Here is an 18,125-nt window from a genome sequence, read left to right on the forward strand (position 1 = left end):
GGGCGGCAGCTCCTACGCCGAGGCCAGCGCGGCGAGGGCGCGCCGGGCCACCTCTCTGCCGATGGGCAGGGAGGCCGTCGCGGCCGGCGACGGCGCGTTCAGCACATGGACCGTGCGGGGGCCCTCCCGTATCAGGAAGTCGTCGACGAGCGTGCCGTCCCGCAGCACCGCCTGGGCCCGCACCCCGGCAGGGGCCGGCACCAGGTCTTCCGGGTCGACCGCGGGCACCAGGCGGCGCACCGCGTCGGTGAACGCGCGCCGGGACGCGGAGCGGCGCAGCTCGCCCGCCCCGTACCGCCAGTGGCGCCGGGCCATCCGCCACGTCCCGGGCCAGGCCAGCGTCCCGGCCAGCTCGCGGGGGCGGACCGTGCCCCAGCCGTACCCCTCGCGGGCCAGCGCGGGCACCGCGTTCGGTCCGACGTGGACGGAGCCCTCGATGCCGCGGGTGAGGTGCACCCCGAGGAAGGGGAAGGCCGGGTCCGGCACCGGGTAGACGAGGCCGCGCACCAGCTCGGGCCGGGCCAGGTCGAAGTACTCGCCGCGGAACGGCACGATGCGCATCCCCGGATCGTCCCCGGCGAGCCGGGCCACCTGGTCGCACTGGAGCCCCGCGCAGTTGACCAGGACCTTGCCGCGCACGATGTCCCCGGCGGCCGTGCGCACGGCGACGCCCAGGGCGGGGCGCCGGTCGATCCGCACGATGTCCGCCCCGTAGCGCAGGTCGGCGCCGGAGGTCTCGGCGAGGTGCCGGGCGACCGCGCGGTAGTCCGCGATGCCCGTGGCCGCGACCTGGATGGCGGCCAGGCCCCGCACCTGTGGCTCGTACTCCTGGATCTGGGCGGGGCCCAGCTCGCGCACCGCGATCCCGTTCTCCCGGCCGCGCTGGGCGAGGGCGTGCAGCCGGGGCAGCTCGTCCCGCTCGGTGGCGACGATCAGCTTTCCGGTGACCGCGTGCGCGATCCCGTACTCCGCGCAGAACTTGACCATCTCGGCGGCCCCGCGCACGGCGAAGCGGGCCTTCAGGGAGCCCGGGCGGTAGTAGATCCCGCTGTGGATCACCCCGCTGTTACGCCCCGTCTGGTGCCGGGCCGGGCCGGACTCCTTCTCCAGGACGACGACGCTGGTGCCCGGCGCGGCACGCGACACGGCATACGCGGTGGCCAGTCCGACGATCCCGCCGCCGACCACCAGCACATCCCCGTCATACGCAGCCGTGCTCACCGGGCCTCACCTCCATGTCCTGCATCTTGCCCGACACCACTGACAATCCATGCGGGACAGGGGCCGCCGGTTACGCCGGGGCCATCAGCAGCGGACGGGCCCGCTCCCGCAGCTCGACCACCCGCGGCTCGTCGCCGTACGGCTCCAGGCGGTGCAGCAGGTCCCGCACGTACTCGGTGGTGCGCGCGGACGAGATCCGGCCCGCCACCTCCAGGGCCCGGGTCCCCTGCTCGCACGCGGCGTCCAAATTCCCGGACTCCAGCTCGGCCACCGCCGACACCACGAGCCGCAGGCCGTGCGAGCGCTGGAACTCCTCGGTGGGCCGCGACAGCGCCTGTTCCGTGAACCTGCGCACCTGCCGCGGCGCCTTCAGGTCGCGATAGCACTCGGCGGCGTCCGCGGCGAACCGGTCGTAGGAGTAGAAGCCGAGCCAGGACGGATCGCTGTCGCCCTCCCGGGACCGCTCCAGCCACCCCTCGGCGGCCCGCAGCGCGGCCCCCGCCGCCTGCGCGTCACCGGCACGCGCGTGTGCGCGCGCCTCGACGAGCCGGAAGAAACTCATGGTGCGGGCGGTCGCCAGCCCGCGGTTGCGCTCGACGGCGGCCTGCGCGAGGTCCACGCCCTCGTCCCCGAACCCGCGGTACGTCGCCTGGAGCGACATGGAGGCGAGTACATAGCCTCCTAAGGGGACGTCGGCGGCGGCGCGGGCCAGGCGCAGCGCCTGGATGTAGTACCGCTGTGCCGCCTCCTGCTGCCCGGTGTCGAACGCCATCCACCCGGCCAGGCGCGTCAGTTCGGCGGAGGCGCCGAACAAGGAGCGCCCCACGTCGTCCGAGTACGAGCCGAGCAGCAGCGGTGCCGCCTCGACCCGCAGGCACTCGGGCACCATCGACGAACGCCAGTCCCCGCCGCCGTACTTGGAGTCCCAGCGCCGCGCGTCCTGCGCGGCCTCCCGCAGTTTCAGTACGTCGCTGTGGCCGACTTTCTGCGGCGAGCCCTCCTCCGTGGGGTGGATCTCGCGCGCGACCGAGGAGTCGGCCGGCGTTATCAGCCACCGTGAGGCGGGGGTCGCGTACGCGCTCACCGCGAAGGAACCGGCCAGCGACTGCCAGATACCGCCGCTGCCCGCCCGCCGGCCGGCGAGGTCGAGCCGGTACAGCTCGGTGGCCGACTTCACCGCCGCCCGCACATCGCGCGGGAAGGCGAGACCGACCTCCGGAGCCGGGTCCGCGTCGGCGAGCCCGATCTCGTGCAGCGGCACGGGCCTGCCGAGCTTCTGGCCGATGGCCGCCGCGATGAGGTGCGGGGCGGCGCCCTGCGGCACCATGCCCTTCGACACCCAGCGCGCCACCGAGGTCTTGTCGTAGCGAAGGGTCAGCCCGCGCTGCCCGCCTAGGTCGTTGACCCGCCGCGCCAGTCCCGCGTTACTGATTCCCGCGAGGGCGAGAACGGCGCCGAGCTTCTCGTTCGGTCCGCGTAGCTCCCTGGACATGCGCCACCCCTCGACACAGACGCCGCCGCGCCGGATCTCGCAGACTCACTCGGCCTGGCATAACCGCGCGGCATTCGTACACCCAGCGTAGTTCGCCGGATCCCAAGCGTTAAGTGGCTTAGTTCCGGATGGCGAGATTGTTGTCCGTGCCGAAGTGCGGCGCAGGCCACGCCCCGTGACCGTGTGCTCCGGCCGTGGTGCCGTGCGCCCGGGCGTGCGCTCTTACTCGCCTACGGGGGGAGGGGTTGCATGGAACCTGCGTGGGTCGGCCCGCTGTACTGGATCCAGTGGGCTGGGGGACACCGCCGCCTACATCCCCGCGGGCGGCGGACCGGTCCGGGAGGCGTTGTGCGCCTCCCGGACTGTGCGTTGCACGCTGTGGCCGAAGCAGGGTGTCCAGCTCCGGCCATCCGCGGCCGATTTGGCCGAATCCCGACCCTGTCGTTCTCCCTCGCCGTGGTGGTGCCACGGTTCAACCGCGGCTCGAAAGGGGCGCATTGGGGGGAGCGCACGCCATGCCGCGCTCCCCACTTGCCGCATCCAGGACGCCTCCTTCGTGGCAGCATGGGGACAACTTGGTTGTCCACAGCTTGTGGAGGCGGCGATGCGGTGGTTGGTGGGATGGAGCAGCACCACCGCTGGACCCGTGGCCTTCGCGTCCGCCGGCGCGCTGGGCACCGACGGCGAGACGGTCCATCCGGTCGGCTCCCAGCTCCTGTGGGGCGACCCCGACCCGCTCTGGGCGGTCGGTGACTGGCGCCCCGACGAGGTACGCGTCGTCACGGTCGACGACCACACGAGGATCGCGGTCCTCGGCGTGTGCGGCGCCTCCGACGAACAGCTGCGGGTCGGCCTCTTCGCCGCGCGCGGCGGCGCTCTGCGCCACCTCACCAACTGGCCGGGCAGCTACACGGCCGTCGTCCAGGTCGGCCGCCGCGTCATGGTCACCGGCGACCTGGCCGGCGCCCGCCCGGTCTTCTACACCCCCTGGGCGGGCGGCACGGCCTACGCCACCGCCGCCCTGCCCCTCGCCGACCTCATCGAGGCGAGCCTGGACGTCGGCCACCTCGCCGCGCTGCTCGCCACCCCCGACGTCCCCGAAGCCCTGCACGACTCCACGCCCTACCAGGACGTGCGCCGCATCCCGCCCGGCCACGCGCTGATCCTGCGGGCCGGCGCCCGCGAGATCGCCGGGTACGAGGCCGTGGCGTCGCTCGCGGTGGGCGCGGGCCCCGACGACCCGGACAGCGCGGTCAGCGGCGTGCGGGACGCCCTCGTGGACGCCGTACGGACCCGGCTCGCCGCGCCCCGGCACGTGCCCGGCACCGACCTGGACCCCGGGCCCGTACCCGGCATGGGCCCCGCCGAGCGGCGCGCCGCCCGCGGCATGCCGGTGCCGGGCATCGGCGCGGACCTCTCGGGCGGCCCCGCCTCCGGCACCCTCGCCCTCCTCGCGGCAGGCCTGCCCGGACTGCCCGGCACGGTCCTGGGCCACGGCACGGGCGCGGGCGAACGCCTCCTGGCGGTGACGTTCAACGACATCTCCAGCACCGCGGCCCACCGCGAAGCCGAACTCGAACGGGCGGGAGCGATCGCGGCCAACCCGCGCCTGCACCACGTCGTCGTGGCCGCCGGCGAGGAGGCGCTGCCCTACGCCGACCTGGACGGCCCGCTCACGGACGAGCCGAGCGCCGTCCTCGTCACCGCGGCCCGGCACCGCGCCCGCCTCACCTCCGGCAGTGCCGACCACTTCACCGGGTACGGCGCGCGCCAGGTCCTGGACGCGCACCCCGCCCGCCTCACCGACCTCCTGATGGACCGGCGCCGCCGGCACATGGTGCGGCCCATGGCGGCGCTCACGAAGGCGGACGGCGGCTCCTTCACGGTGCCCGCGCGCGTGTACGGCGCGGCGCGCAAGCTGGCCCGCACGCCCTACAGGGCGGGCCTGGAGAACCTGGCGGACCGGCTCCTGCAACGCAACTTCGACGAGCCGGGCGGCGCCGTGGGCGCGTCCCTCGCCGCCCTGACCTGGGCCAGACCGGGCCCCGCCGCGCGCTGGCTGACGGGGGAGGCCCTGCGAGAAGTATCGGTTCGCCTCCGTCTCGGCACGACGCGGCCGGGGCCCGGCCCCGGCCAGCGCCCCGGCGAGTTCCGGGCCCGCGCCGCCCTGGCCCGCCACGCGGCGGACCTGCGCATCCTCGAACAGGCCGCCGAGATCCGCTTCCAGCGCCTGCACGCCCCGTTCCTCGACAACCAGGTGGTCCGCGCCTGCCGCGCGCTGCCCGAGACCCTGCGCGTGCAGCCGGGGGCCCGCGCGACGATCCTGCGCACGGTCCTGGAAGGCGCGGGCGTCGCCGAGCTGCCGCCCGGGTGGGGAGCGCCGTCGTACGCCTCCTCGACGGCCGCGGCCCGTACCGGGCTGCGGGTGGCGGCGGACCGGCTGATCGACCTCTTCGACACGCCGTTGCTCGCGCAGACGGGCCTGGTCGAGGCGCGCGTGGTCCGCAAGGCGCTGCGCGCGGCGGCCGACGGCGAACCGCTGCCGCTGGACGGCCTCGCCGACCTCGTCGCCCTGGAACTGTGGCTGCGACGCCTGCTGTCCCGGCGCGGCACGTGCTGGACGGGGACACCGGCACGGGCGCGAGCGGTGCCTACGGGGAGCGTGGTCCCGGACAGGGCCCTCGGAGCGGGGCCGCTCCGCTAGGGGGCGGGTGCTCAAGGGGGCCGGGGCTGCGCGCGGTCGCTGTTGCGTGGACCCCTGTTGCCTTCCGCTCACCCGGCCTCGCCGGAACCGGCGACAATGCCCGGGTGCGGTACAAACTTCTCGGTACGACGCAGGTTTGCGACGACCAGGGCGCCCCGGTCGCCGTGGGCGGCCCGCGGCTGCGTGCCCTGCTCGCGTCCCTGGCCCTGCACACCCCGCGCCCGGCCCCCGTCGACGCCCTCATCGACGACGTATGGGCGCACGCCCCGCCCGCCGATGCCCCAGCCGCACTCCAGGCCCTGGTGGGCCGCCTGCGCCGGGCGCTCGGCAAGGACGCGATCGCCTCGGAGACCGGCGGCTACCGCCTCGCCGCGCACCGCGCCGACATCGACCTGTACGTCTTCGAGGGGCTCGTCCGCGAGGGCACCGCGGCCCTGAGCGCGGACGACCCGGCGACCGCCGCCCGCGTCCTGCGCGCGGCCCTTGCCCTGTGGCGCGGCCCCGCACTCGCCGACCTCCCCGACGACCCGGCGGCCACCCGCCCGGAAGCCCGCCGCCTGGAGGCCCAGCGGCTGGAAGCCACCCGCGCGCGCGTGGCCGCGGATCTGCGCCTGGGCCGCGCCCCCGAACTCGTACCGGAGCTACGGGAACTCACCGCCGCGCACCCGTATGACGAACCCCTGCGGGTCCTGCTGATCCAGGCGCTGCGCGCGGCGGGCAGGGGCGCGGACGCGCTCGCGGCGTATGAGGAGACCCGCCGCACCCTGGCGGAGGGCCTCGGTACGGACCCGGGGCCGGAACTGGCGCGGCTGCACGCGGAGTTGCTCGCCGACACGCTCCCCGCCCCCGCCCCAGGGCGGCAGCCCGCGCGCACCGGCAATCTCCGCCCCCGCCTGAACTCCTTCGTCGGGCGGGAACCCGAACTCGCCGCCATCCGTTCCGACCTGCGAGGAGCACGGCTGGTCACCCTCACGGGCCCGGGCGGCTCCGGCAAGACCCGGCTGGCCGAGGAGAGCGCCGCCCCGCTCCCCCGGGCCTGGCTGGTCGAGCTGGCGCCGGTCGACGATCCGCGGGCGGTCGCGGGCACGGTGGTCAGCGCCCTGGGCCTGCGCGAGACCGTCCTGAAGACGAGCGAGCTGTCGCCGGGCCCGCACGACGACCCGACGGCGCTCCTCGTGGAGCACTGCGCCCAGCGCACGCTGCTCTTGATCCTTGACAACTGCGAGCACGTCATCGATGCGGCGGCCCAGCTGGCCGAGACCCTCCTGACGTACTGCCCGGGCCTGACGATCCTGGCGACCAGCCGCGAACCCCTGGGCGTACCGGGCGAGTCGGTGCGCCCGGTGGAGCCGCTGCCCCCGGACCCGGCGCACCGCCTGTTCGCGGAGCGGGCCCAGGCGGTGCGCCCCGGCTTCGACCCGGCCGCGGACCCCGGGGCCGTGGCCGAGATCTGCCGCCGGCTCGACGGGCTGCCGCTCGCCATCGAGCTGGCGGCGGCCCGCCTGCGGCTGCTCACACCGCGCCAGATCGCGGACCGTCTGGACGACCGCTTCCGGCTGCTGACCGGCGGCAGCCGCACGGCGCTGCCGCGCCAGCAGACGCTGCGCGCGGTGGTCGACTGGTCCTGGGACCTGCTCGACGACCGGGAGCGTACGGCCCTGCGCGAGCTGTCGGTCTTCGCGGGCGGCTGGGACCTGGAGGCGGCCGAGGCGGTGTGCGCCGCGGACGGGCCGGCGGTGGCCGACACCCTCGGCTCCCTGGTGGACAAGTCCCTCCTGGTGGCGACGGTCCACGAGACGCCGCACTCCGTCGGCGGCGCCGGCATGCGATACCGGATGCTGGAGACGATCCACGAGTACGCCGTGGAGCGCGCGGACGAGACCCCGCGGCTGCGTCTCGAGGCGCAGCGCCGCCACATCGCGTACGTACGCGCGCTGGTCGAGCGGGCCGCGCCCAAGGTGCGGTCCGGCGAGCAACTGCCGTGGATCCAGCGGCTGGAGACGGAGCTGGACAACATCCGGGCGGCGCTGTCCCGGGTGACGAGCGGCCCCGGCCTGGTGGGCGAGGAGAGCGCGGTCGCGCTGGCGCTGGGCATCGGCTGGTTCTGGTGGCTGCGCAACTACCGCCTCGAAGGGCTGACCTGGCTGGAGGCCATCGAGCGGCTCATGCCGGACCGGGCGGCCCCGGACGACCCGGCAAACCCGATGTACTGGCCTCGGATGAACCTGCGGTTGCTCTCCCTCTTCCTGATCGCGGAGGCCCGGCCGCAGGACGCGGTGGGCAGTGCCGCGGACCGGGCGTACGTGGAGCGCGTACGGGCCGCGTTCGAACCGCCCAGCCCGCAGGGGGCCCGCTTTCCCGGGATCATCTGGCCGTTCTCGCTCTTCCTGGTGGAGAGCGGCCGGTGGAGCGATGTCCGGCCGGCGCTGGACGCGGCGGTCGCCAACTGCCGCCGGTATGGCGGCGACTGGGAGATCGGCGTGACCCTGATGTTCCGTACGCACGCGGCCGTGGACACGCCGGGCCACATGCAGGGCGTGGACGACGACCTGGTCGAGCTGCGGGAGATCAGCCGCCGGGTCGGCGACCGCTGGATGCGCGCCCAGGTGTGCAGCGCCGCGGGCGAGGCCGCCATCGGGCGCGGCAGGCTGGCCGAGGCGAAGGCCGAGTACGAGGAGGCGTTGCGCCTCGCCCACGAGGTGGGGGCGTACGCGGAGACGCCGTTCCTGCGGGCGCGGCTCGCCGAGGTCGCCTACCGCGAGGGCGATCACGTGCGCGCCGCGCAGTCCCTCGACGTGGCGAACGAGGAGGCGGAGCAGTACGGGACGGTGGACACGACGGCGTACGTCGCGATGCTGCGGGTGCACCTCGCGCTGGCGGACGGCGACCTGCCCCGCGCGCGCGAGCTGTGCGACCTGGCGCGCAGGGTCGCGGAGAACGGCACGCCGCCGCCGCAGTTCCTCGCGGCGCTCGGCATGGCCGAATCCCGCCTCAGGGCCGCCGAGGCGGGACCGGCCGCCGGGCTCGAATTCCTCCGCCACGCGTTGCGGGACGCGGTGGTGCAGCGCTGCGCCGAGTCGGTCACGGCGGACCTCGTCGACGTCGGTGCGGAACTGCTGGCGCGCGCCGGCGACCTGGGGCGCGCGGTACGCCTGTCCGCGGCCGCCGACGTGCTGCGCGGCGGCCTGGAGCGGCCGATGCCGGAGCGGTCCGAGCACGCGGCGCTGGCGTCCCGCGCCCGGTCCGGCCTCGGGGACGACCGCTACGAGACGGAGGCGGCGGCGGGCAGGTCGCTCACGCAGGAGGAGATCCTGACGGAGCTGGGGACGGGAGCGGCCGGGGCGGCTGACCTGGGCTGATCCCGCCCCGGATGCGCACCGCCTCGCCGTCCCCGCTCACGCGCGCGGCTGACCCGGGCTGATGCGCCCGGGACGCGGACCGCCTCGCCGTTCTTGCGCACGCGCTGACCCGGGCTGATCCGCCCGGACGCGGACCGGCCCGCCCGTCCCGCTCATTTCGCGGCTGACCCGGGCAGACCCGCCCCGGGCGCGGCCCACCCCTCCCTCCCCGCTCACTCGCAGCTGAAGCGGGAGTCCGCCCAGTCCGCCAGTGCCACCGCGCCGAACGCGGTGCGGGGTTCGGCGACGAGTCGGATCGTCCGGTGGCCGGTCAGGTTCACGTGGACCGGCACCGCCGGGTCGTTGCCCCGGACGACCCCGGAGCTCCAGGCCCGCGCGCCGTCGACGTAGACGGAGAACCGGACGGCGCCGAGCCCCTGGGTCATGTCGTCGACGCCCGCGACGGCGTCGTACGCGGTGCAGGAGCGGTTCAGGTCGATGGTGACGGAGGAGTCGGCGTGGACCGACACCCCGTTCGCGTACTGCCTGCCGCCGATCGACAGGCCGTGGCGCTGCCACACCCAGCTGCTCTCGCCGAGCCGCATCTCGGGCTCGCTGCCGTCGCCGAGGAGGCCGTACCTGAGCGCGTTCCACTGGTAGACGGTCGGGGCGGGCGGCGGAGTCGGCTTCGGTGGCCTGGGCGTGGGCGTCGGTGCCGGCTTCGTGGGGGTGGGCGCGCGCTCGGGCGGAGCGGGGGCGGGCGCCGGCTCCCGGGTCGGCGTGGGCGTGGGGGTGGGCGCGGGCTTGGACGGTGATTTCGCGGCCCCGGGCTCGGGCTTCGGAGCCGGGGGCTCGGGCGCGGGGGCCGTATCCGGCGGCTCGGGGGAGTGCTCCGGTGGGACGGGCTGGGAGACCGGCGGCTTGTCCGCCTTGGCCTCCGGTTCCTGCTTCGGGTCGCCGGCGAGTGCGATGGCCACGGCGACGGCGATCCCGGCCGCCACCACCCCGGCCGCGATCCCGGCCTTCGCAGGCGCCCCGAGCCCTTCGGCGGCGGCCCCGCCGGCCGCGCCGCCGCCCGAACCGCCGCCCACCGCCGCGGCGGCACCGGCCCCGGCGCCCGCCGCACTCGCGGCGCCGCCGCCGAGGAGGGCGACGACCTTCGCGTACCCGGCGGCGCCGAACCAGCCGATGACCGCGATCGGCACGACCCCCGGGATGCCGCCGGCGACCTCCTGGATCTGGCCCGCGGCCAGCCGGCACTTGGCGCACTCCTCCATGTGCTTGCGCAGCCCGCGCTCGGCCCGCGTACGGAGGCTGCCGCGCGCGTAGGCGCCGAGCCGGTCCGCGTAGCGCGCGCACTCCTCGGACTCGGTGAGCGTGGCGGAGACGTGCGCCTGGAGGTAGGCCTCCTTCAGGCCCTCACGCGCCCGCTTGGCGAGCACGCGCGTGCCGTTGGCGTCGAGGCCGAAAAGCGTCGCGACATCGCTGGGCGACTCGTCCTCGACCTCGGTGTGCCACAACACGGCCTGCCAGCGCTCGGGCAGCGAGCGGAACGCCTGCATGGCCATCGACTGCTCGGCCTCGTGCATGGCGCGTACGTCGGCGCCGAGTTCGAGGGTGTCGTCGTCGGAGACCTCGTTCGACCGGGCGGCCTGCACAGCGAACACGGCGAAGTCGTCGACCAGGTGCTCGCGCCTGGCCGAGGTCGTCCAGTGGGCGGCGACGCGGCGCACGGTGGTCAGGAGGTAGGCGCGCACCGCGTGCTCGGGTCCCTTGCCACCGCGCACGGCGCCCAGCATGCGGGCGAACACCTCGGCGGTCAGGTCGTCCGCGGTGTGCGCGTCGCGGCAGCAGGTGCGGGCGTACCGGCGGACGGCGCCGGCGTGGCGGCGGTACAGCTCCTCGTAGGCGCTGTCGTCGCCGGCGCGCATCCGTGCGATCAAGTCGGCGTCGGACGGCGGGTGTTCGCCTGCTGGGGCTGGGGCCGGGCTCTCCCGCTGAGTCGGCACAGCGGCGTCCTCGGTCTCCGGCGCCGCCCCTGGAGCGGGGGCGGGGGCCCTCCCGGACCCGCCCTGGTTCGGCACGTGCGGGGTCACGGGGGACTCAGGGACCGCAGGGGGCTGAGGCGGCTGCCGGGGAGCCTCCCCGGCGCTCGTGCCCTCACCGTCGGACCGCTGCCCGTCCCGCCCGTCAACACTCATCGCGGAAAGCCCCCGACCCCACACTCTGACCCGACCACCGCCAAAGCGTGGCACACAGGCGCCCCACGGGACGGGCCCCTGCACAGCAACCACTCATCCGTGGAGATTCCCCGCACCTGAGCACTACGGTTCACTCGTCCGAGGGATCACCGGCCGACGGGAACGCCCGCAACCAGGGACCCCCCACAGCGGTGTCGACCGCAGACGGCACACGACGTACGCCGCCGCCCGCGGCCGCACCCCCGCGACGTTCCTACGGCCGCGACCGCAGCCCTTCCAGAAGGATGTCGAGCAGCCGAGCCGACGCCGCGGCCTGCTGCGCGGCGTCCGGCAGCGAGGGCGCCGCCGTCGCGATGACCAGCAGGACGTCCGCCACCGTCACGTCGGCGCGCAGCTCACCGGCCTCGCGCGCCCGGTTCACGAGCCGCCCCACGACGTCGAGCAGCGCCACCGCCCCGGTGTCCTCCGCGGACAGGCCGCTGTCAGGACCGGCCGGCCGCTGCTCCACGAGCCGCAGCTCGGGCGCGCCCGTGCGCTGCTCGGGCACGCGCGGCTCGTCACGGACCGCCTCGGCGTGCTCGTCGGCCACGCCCACCCGCAGCACCTGCGGAGGCAGCAGCCGGCCCGCTCCCGAGGCGACCGAGGTCCGCAGGAAGCGCGAGAGCGCCGACCACGGTTCGTCCTCCTGGCCGAGCGCCGTGCGCGCCTGGTCGGTCAGCCGGGACGTCTCCTCCTCGGCTATCCGTCGCACCAGTACGTCCTTGCTGGGGAAACGCCGGTACACCGTGCCCACACCGACGCGGGCGCGGCGCGCCACGTCCTCCATGGGCGCCCCGTACCCCAGCTCGCCGAAGACCTCACGGGCCGCACGCAGCACATGCTCCAGATTGCGCTGGGCGTCGACCCGCAGCGGCGTGGAGCGGGAACTGTCGCCCGCCCCCCGCCCGTCGGGCCCCGCCGCCGCGCCCGTGGGCACGACGGCAGTCGCTGAGGTCCATTGACTTTCCTGAATGTGCATATGTGTTCCCCCGGTAATGACGTCTCCCCCCGGAGACACTCCCCGTCATTGTCAGCCGGAGCGTGAGGAACAGACAGCCATTTCCGGGTCTGTTCCGCGACCCCCACAGCGCATCCCCCGACACCCCGACAGCACACGAACATAGTTGAGCGGCAGTCAATTCAGAAGGGGCACGTTCCGCACGGTGCGCCCCCCGAACGGAGTACGCGGCGATTCCACCCCGATTGCCCCCCAGCCGCCCACCCCCTCCCTCCCCGCTGACCTGCGCACCTTTCCTACGGCCCGGCGGCGGGGCGGCGCGGCGCGGAGGCGCGCGCCGCGTCACACAAATTGTCGAGGCTGTGGACAAAAGCAGGAGCCCGATGCGTCATGGGAGGGTGAGGGAACCTGCGCGCATTCTTGTTGTCGGCGGCGGATACGTCGGGATGTACACCGCCCTGCGCCTCCAGAAGAAGCTCAAACCGGAGCTCAGAAGCGGCGTGGTGGAGATCGTCGTGGTCACGCCCGACCCGTACATGACGTACCAGCCGTTCCTGCCCGAGGCCGCCGCCGGCTCCATCTCGCCGCGCCACGTCGTCGTCTCCCTGCGCAGCGTCCTGGGGCACTGCCAGGTGATCGTCGGCGAGGCCGTCTCCGTCGACCACGCCAAGCGCACGGTTTCGTACACCACGCTCGCCAGCAAGGACGAGGGCACCGGCCCGGCCACCCTGACCTACGACGAACTGGTCCTGGCGCCCGGCTCCGTCTCCCGCACGCTCCCGGTCCCCGGCCTCGCCGAGTACGGCATCGGGTTCAAGACGGTCGAGGAGGCCGTCGGCCTGCGCAACCACGTCATCGAACAACTGGACATCGCCTCCTCCACGCGCGATCCGGCGGTCCGCGACGCGGCCCTCACCTTCGTCTTCGTGGGCGGTGGCTACGCGGGGGTCGAGGCGCTCGGCGAGCTGGAGGACATGGCCCGGTACGCGGCGAAGTACTACCACAACGTCAAGCCGCAGGACCTGAAGTGGATCCTCGTCGAGGCGAGCGACCGCATCCTGCCGGAGGTCGGCCCGGAGATGGGCGAGTACACGATCCGTGAACTGCGGGGCCGCAACGTCGACCTGCGCCTCGGCACCCGGCTCGAATCCTGCGAGAACCGCACCGCCGTGCTCAGCGACGGTTCCCGTTTCCCCACGCGTACGGTCGTATGGACGGCCGGCGTCAAGCCGAGTCCGCTGCTCGCCGCGACCGACCTGCCGCTGACCGGGCGCGGCCGCCTCAGGTGCACCGCCGCGCTGGCCGTCGACGGCGCGCCGCACGCCTGGGGCGCGGGTGACGCGGCGGCGGTCCCGGACGTCACCGCCGGCGCGCCCGGCAAGGAGTGCGCCCCCAACGCCCAGCACGCGGTGCGCCAGGCCAGGACGCTCGCTGACAACATCGCGGCCTCCCTGCGCGGCCAGGCACTCACCGACTACGAGCACGCGTACGTGGGTTCCGTGGCCTCTCTGGGGCTGCACAAAGGTGTCGCGCACGTCTACGGACGCAAGCTGAAGGGCTACCCTGCCTGGTTCATGCACCGCGTCTACCACCTCAGCAGGGTGCCCACCGTCAACCGGAAGGCCCGCGTCCTGACCGAATGGACACTCTCCGCCCTGTTCAAGCGGGAGATCGTCTCACTGGGCTCACTGGAGCGGCCGCGCGCCGAGTTCGAACTGGCGGCCGGGACCGTCCCGCCCCCGGACCCTTCCGCGCCACCGGCCGGCGGCCCGAAGAACTGAGAACGACCGAGAGTGACCGAGAACGACCGAGAACGGCCTGACGTATTCAACGAATCTGACAACGATGTTTCGGCCGCCGGTCGACCGGCGGCGCACAACTCCCGCCGCCGGACCGGCAGCTGACGCCTGACGGCTGCCGTCTGTCAGTACGGTCTCCCAGACTGGTCCACGACCCTGGGCGGGCCCCTCGCCCGCCCTCGACCCCGCGAGGCTTGCCCCACAGTGAACTTCACGCGCTGGAGCGCCCGGCTCCCCGGAACGCAGCGCCGCGCCGCAGCGCGGACCGACCACGGCCTGCCCCAGCGACCCGAGAGCGCCGTGCCCGCGGCGCGCGCCGAACCCCTGCCCGACGGAGCCGACCCGGACGGCGCGGGCGGCGGTGTCGATGAGTTGCCCCTGCGCGACGTCCTCGACCGCATCCCCGCCCTCGTCGCCCTGGTGCACGGACCCGAGCACCGCGTCGCCTACGTCAACGACGCCTACGTGGCGGCCTTCGGCGAGCGCCCCGCCGGAGCACCGGCCCGCGACGCCCTGCCCGAGCTGGGCGAACTGAGCCTGCTCCCCCTGCTCGACCAGGTGCTGCGCAGCGCGAAGCCCCGTACGGTCAAGTCCCGCAAGGGCGCGGGCGGGCGTTCGTACACGGTCACCTGCACCCCGCTGGAGACGGCCGAGGGGCCCGGCGTGCTGGTCTTCGCCGCCGACGTCACGGACCACGCGGAGGCCGCGGAGCGGCTGCGCACGAGCGAGCGCGAGCAGCGCGAGACAGCCGTCACCCTCCAGCGGTCCCTGCTGCCCCAGGAGCTGGAGGAGCCCGACGACCTGCGCATCGCGGCGACCTACCAGCCGGGCGGCACCGAGGCCGCGGTCGGCGGCGACTGGTACGACGTCATCACCCTCGGCGGCGGCCGCACGGCCCTGGTCATCGGCGACGTGATGGGCCGGGGTGTGCGTGCCGCGGCCGTCATGGGCCAGCTCCGCACGGCGGTACGCGCCTACGCGCGCCTCGACCTGCCTCCGCACGAGGTGCTGCAACTCCTTGACGGCCTCGCCATCGAGATCGACCCGCAGCAGATCGCCACCTGTGTCTACGCCGTCCACGACCCGAACGAGGGCCGTCTGGTCTACGCCTCGGCCGGCCACCTCCCCATCCTGGTGCGCGACGAGAACGGCACCATCCACCGCGCCGAGGAGCCGACGGGCCCGCCGCTCGGCACGGGCGGCTGGCTGCACACGTCGGGTTCGGTGCCGCTGGGGCCCGGCTCGACGGCCGTCATGTACACCGACGGCCTGGTGGAGCGCCGGGACGAGGACATCGACGAGGGGGTGGCGGCCCTCGAACGGGCGCTGTCGGGCGCGACCGGCACCCCGCAGGTGATCTGCGACCGGCTGATCCGGGCGGCGGGCGTCACCGCCGACCACGACGACGACGTCGCCGTCCTCGTCCTCCAGCACCCGGCCCGCCAGGGCCCCGACGGCGAACGCTTCCGCAACGCGTCCCTGGAACTGCTCGGCGGCATCGAGGCCGCGCCCCGCGCCCGCGCCTTCGCCTCCGGCGTCCTGACCAGCTGGCGCTTCGCGACCGACCTGCACGACCTGGGCGTCCTGGCGGCGAGCGAACTCGTCGCCAACTCCCTCCAGCACGGCGCCCCGCCGATGCGGCTGCGACTGCGCCGCACCGACCGCCGCCTGATCATCGAGGTGACCGACGGCGACGACCACCTCCCGCGCCGCCGCCGGGCGGAACCGGGCGACGAGACGGGACGCGGCATCTCGATCATCGCCACGATCGCCTCGAACTGGGGCTCACGGCGCACCCCGGGCGGTGGCAAGGCGGTGTGGTGCGAGTTCGTCCTGCCGACCAGCACACCGGGCTGACAGCCGAAGGCGGCCGGTCCCCGAAGGCACCGGCCGTTCTCACGTGACGGATCCACAGGCCCCTCGGACGAAGCGCCTGCGCTCACCCGCCGCCCGCGCGGGCCGTCCGCTCACGCCTCCGCGGTGGCCGGCTCCGGGGCGCTCCGCATGACGACGCGGCTCCCGGCCAGCGACGGCTGGTCCTGCACCGGGGTGAGCCGCTTGCCGAGCCGCAGCGCCAGGGCGGTGATGCCGAGCGAGAACAGCAGGAACGTCACGATGTACGGCCCGTGCAGCGCGGCCCCCATCGGCCCGCCGACCGCCGGACCGACGGCGAGCGCGAGCTGCTTCACCAGCGCGAACGCCGAGTTGTACGACCCCACGCTGCCCGCCGGTGCGAGATCGGCGACCAGCGGCGCCAGGGTCGGCGACAGCATCGCCTCACCGAGCCCGAAGAGGGCGTACGTGGAGACGAACGCGGCGGTGGCCATGGCCTGGCTGCCGTGCCCGAGGCCCGCGTAACCGGCGGCGATCCACGCGACGGCCCAGATCAGGCCGACCGCGGCGATGACCCGGGACCTCTTGCGCCGCTCGACGAACTTCAGCACGGCGAACTGCGCGACCACGATCATCGCGGTGTTGGCGGCCAGCGCGATCCCGAGGGTCGACGCCGAGATACCGGCGGCCTCGACCCCGTAGGCGCTCAGGCCCGACTCGAACTGTCCGTAGCAGGCGAAGAAGAGCACGAAGCCGAGCCCGCACAGCTGCACCATGGCGCGGTGCCCGAGCAGCGCCCGCACTCCGCCCCGGGAGCCGGCCCCCGGTATCGCCTCGCCGAACGAGGGCGCGTGCGGCATCCGAACGCTCAGCACGATGGCGGCGAGCACCAGGAACATCACGGACTCGATGGCGAAGAGCCGCAGGAAGCTGTCCGGGCGGCTCTCGTCGACGAGCTGACCGCCGATGAGGCCGCCGATGCCGAGCCCCAGGTTCTGCAGGAAGAACTGCAGGGCGAAGGAGCGCGTGCGGGTCTCGGGCGAGGAGCACCACACGATCATCGTCGCGAGCGCGGGCTGGAGCACCGCGGTCCCGGCACCGAGCACGGCGGCGGCCGCGATGGCGGACGGCTCGCTGCTCGCGAGGCCGAGGCCGAGCGCGCCGACGGACGCCACGACGGAGGCCACCAGCAGGACGGGCAGCGGGCCGCGCCGGTCGATGGCGCGGCCGGTGAAGGGCAGGACGACCAGGGCGGCCATGGCGAACGCTGCCAGCACGATGCCCGCCGCACTGGCACCCAGATCCCGGACCTCTGCCACATACACATAGAGGAACGGAACCGTGAAGCCGATGCCGAACGCGCTCAGCGCGCTGCCCACCTGAACCCGGCGCATCGCGGCGCCCATTGCCCTGGTCACTTTCACCTGCCCTTTCGCAGTCAAGACTTCGAAGCTAAAGTTAGAAGCTAAACAATACACAGGGAAGGACTTCAACGCCAACCACTTGCGTGCCATACTGCGCGGCATGGCCGACACCTCCGGCGGGCCGCCAGCCGAGCCGACCCTCGACGAGCAGATCGCCGCGTACCAGCGCGAGTTCCAGGACCTCGACCCCCAGGTCGAGGCGATCGTCTCGGCGCTCGGCAGACTCAACCGCCGGATGAACGTGGCGTACGGACGCCAGACCGCGGAGATCGGCATCAGCAACACGGAGTGGGAGGTCCTCAAGGCCCTCGTCCTCTCCGGCTCCCCCTACCGGCTCGGTCCCGGTGAGCTGGCGCGGCGGCTCGGCCTGACGCCGGCCGCGATGACGCACCGCATCGACCGCATGGTCCAGGAGGGGCTGGTCACCCGGGACCGCGACGAGACCAACCGGGTCCGCGTGATCGTGGAGCTGACCCCGCAGGGGCGCGAGAAGTGGCTGGCGGCGATGCGGCTCGCCTCGGTCTTCGAGGAGGAGCTCCTCCAGGACCTCACACCGGTGGAGCGCGGCCTCCTGGGTGAGGTGCTCATCCGTCTCCTGCGCAGGGTCGAGGACGCCCAGCCGGACGCCGGCGGCCGGCTCACCGACCTCGACTGAGGCCTCGCGGGTGGGGGTTGACACCACCGGGACCGATCCGTAAGGTTCTTCGGGTTGCCGCAGAGCCGTAACGGTTCTCCGTCAGCTCCTCCCGCCGCTGAAGCGGCAACCAAACACCAGCACGATCTCCCACTGGGATTGTTTTCGGCGTACCCGAATTCAATTCGATTCGGGGTGCGCAGACCCTGATCCACTCGATTAGGAACTGCCGCGAGGATCCGCTAATGTTCGGGAGGTCGGAAGGGCCCAACAGCCCGGAAGAGAAACCCGGTTGACAGGGAATCAGGCCCGAAAGGATCTGATAGAGTCGACACCGCCGGAAGGCCGAAAGGCCGGAAAGCGAAAAGAAACACCAGCAGGACCAGTAGGACCCCGAGGAAATCGGATCGGAAAGATCTGATAGAGTCGGAAACGCAAGACCGAAGGGAAGCGCCCGGAGGAAAGCCACGAGAGAGTCTCTC

General features: G+C 74.1%; 10 protein-coding genes. 5 read left to right on the forward strand and 5 right to left on the reverse strand.

The window, feature by feature from the left end:
• Window positions 1-12 precede the first annotated feature (12 nt).
• Both lhgO and ABZY33_RS20605 read right to left on the reverse strand, forming a co-directional pair.
• Window positions 13-1,221: an L-2-hydroxyglutarate oxidase gene (gene lhgO / locus ABZY33_RS20600; protein ID WP_356493043.1), complete on the reverse strand. Its 1,209-nt coding sequence runs from the start codon at window positions 1,219-1,221 to the stop codon at window positions 13-15.
• 70 nt (window positions 1,222-1,291) lie between these two features.
• Window positions 1,292-2,713 carry an MFS transporter gene (locus tag ABZY33_RS20605; protein ID WP_356493044.1) on the reverse strand — a complete coding sequence of 474 codons (1,422 nt, stop codon included), beginning with the start codon at window positions 2,711-2,713 and terminating at the stop codon, window positions 1,292-1,294.
• Between the two features lie 604 nt (window positions 2,714-3,317).
• On the opposite strand from ABZY33_RS20605, the gene ABZY33_RS20610 reads away from it, so the two are divergent.
• On the forward strand, window positions 3,318-5,417 hold the full coding sequence (locus tag ABZY33_RS20610) for an asparagine synthase-related protein (protein ID WP_356493045.1): 2,100 nt from the start codon (window positions 3,318-3,320) through the stop codon (window positions 5,415-5,417).
• Window positions 5,418-5,521: 104 nt separating this feature from the next.
• A complete protein-coding gene (locus ABZY33_RS20615) occupies window positions 5,522-8,776 on the forward strand; it encodes a BTAD domain-containing putative transcriptional regulator (protein ID WP_356493046.1) in 3,255 nt (1,084 codons plus the stop codon).
• A gap of 212 nt (window positions 8,777-8,988) precedes the next feature.
• Here ABZY33_RS20615 and ABZY33_RS20620 read toward each other — a convergent pair whose 3' ends face one another.
• Both ABZY33_RS20620 and ABZY33_RS20625 read right to left on the reverse strand, forming a co-directional pair.
• Window positions 8,989-10,956, reverse strand: a complete 1,968-nt coding sequence (locus ABZY33_RS20620) for a sigma-70 family RNA polymerase sigma factor (protein WP_356493047.1) — start codon at window positions 10,954-10,956, stop codon at window positions 8,989-8,991.
• A 253-nt stretch (window positions 10,957-11,209) separates the two neighbouring features.
• Complete coding sequence (locus ABZY33_RS20625) at window positions 11,210-11,974, reverse strand: helix-turn-helix domain-containing protein (protein WP_356493048.1); 765 nt, start codon at window positions 11,972-11,974, stop codon at window positions 11,210-11,212.
• Between the two features lie 362 nt (window positions 11,975-12,336).
• On the opposite strand from ABZY33_RS20625, the gene ABZY33_RS20630 reads away from it, so the two are divergent.
• Both ABZY33_RS20630 and ABZY33_RS20635 read left to right on the forward strand, forming a co-directional pair.
• The gene (locus ABZY33_RS20630; RefSeq protein ID WP_356493049.1) at window positions 12,337-13,734 is read left to right on the forward strand and encodes an NAD(P)/FAD-dependent oxidoreductase; all 1,398 of its coding nucleotides are present in this window, start codon (window positions 12,337-12,339) and stop codon (window positions 13,732-13,734) included.
• 222 nt (window positions 13,735-13,956) lie between these two features.
• Window positions 13,957-15,609: a SpoIIE family protein phosphatase gene (locus tag ABZY33_RS20635; protein ID WP_356493050.1), complete on the forward strand. Its 1,653-nt coding sequence runs from the start codon at window positions 13,957-13,959 to the stop codon at window positions 15,607-15,609.
• 110 nt (window positions 15,610-15,719) lie between these two features.
• Here the strand turns inward: ABZY33_RS20635 and ABZY33_RS20640 are convergent, their stop codons facing one another.
• Window positions 15,720-16,991 carry an MFS transporter gene (locus ABZY33_RS20640; RefSeq protein WP_356493057.1) on the reverse strand — a complete coding sequence of 424 codons (1,272 nt, stop codon included), beginning with the start codon at window positions 16,989-16,991 and terminating at the stop codon, window positions 15,720-15,722.
• Between the two features lie 118 nt (window positions 16,992-17,109).
• On the opposite strand from ABZY33_RS20640, the gene ABZY33_RS20645 reads away from it, so the two are divergent.
• Entirely contained in the window at window positions 17,110-17,664 is a 555-nt protein-coding gene (locus ABZY33_RS20645) for a MarR family transcriptional regulator (RefSeq protein ID WP_356493051.1), read from the forward strand.
• Window positions 17,665-18,125 lie beyond the last annotated feature (461 nt).

This window comes from Streptomyces sp. NPDC006552, from assembly GCF_040611655.1.
Taxonomy (GTDB): Bacteria; Actinomycetota; Actinomycetes; order Streptomycetales; family Streptomycetaceae; genus Streptomyces.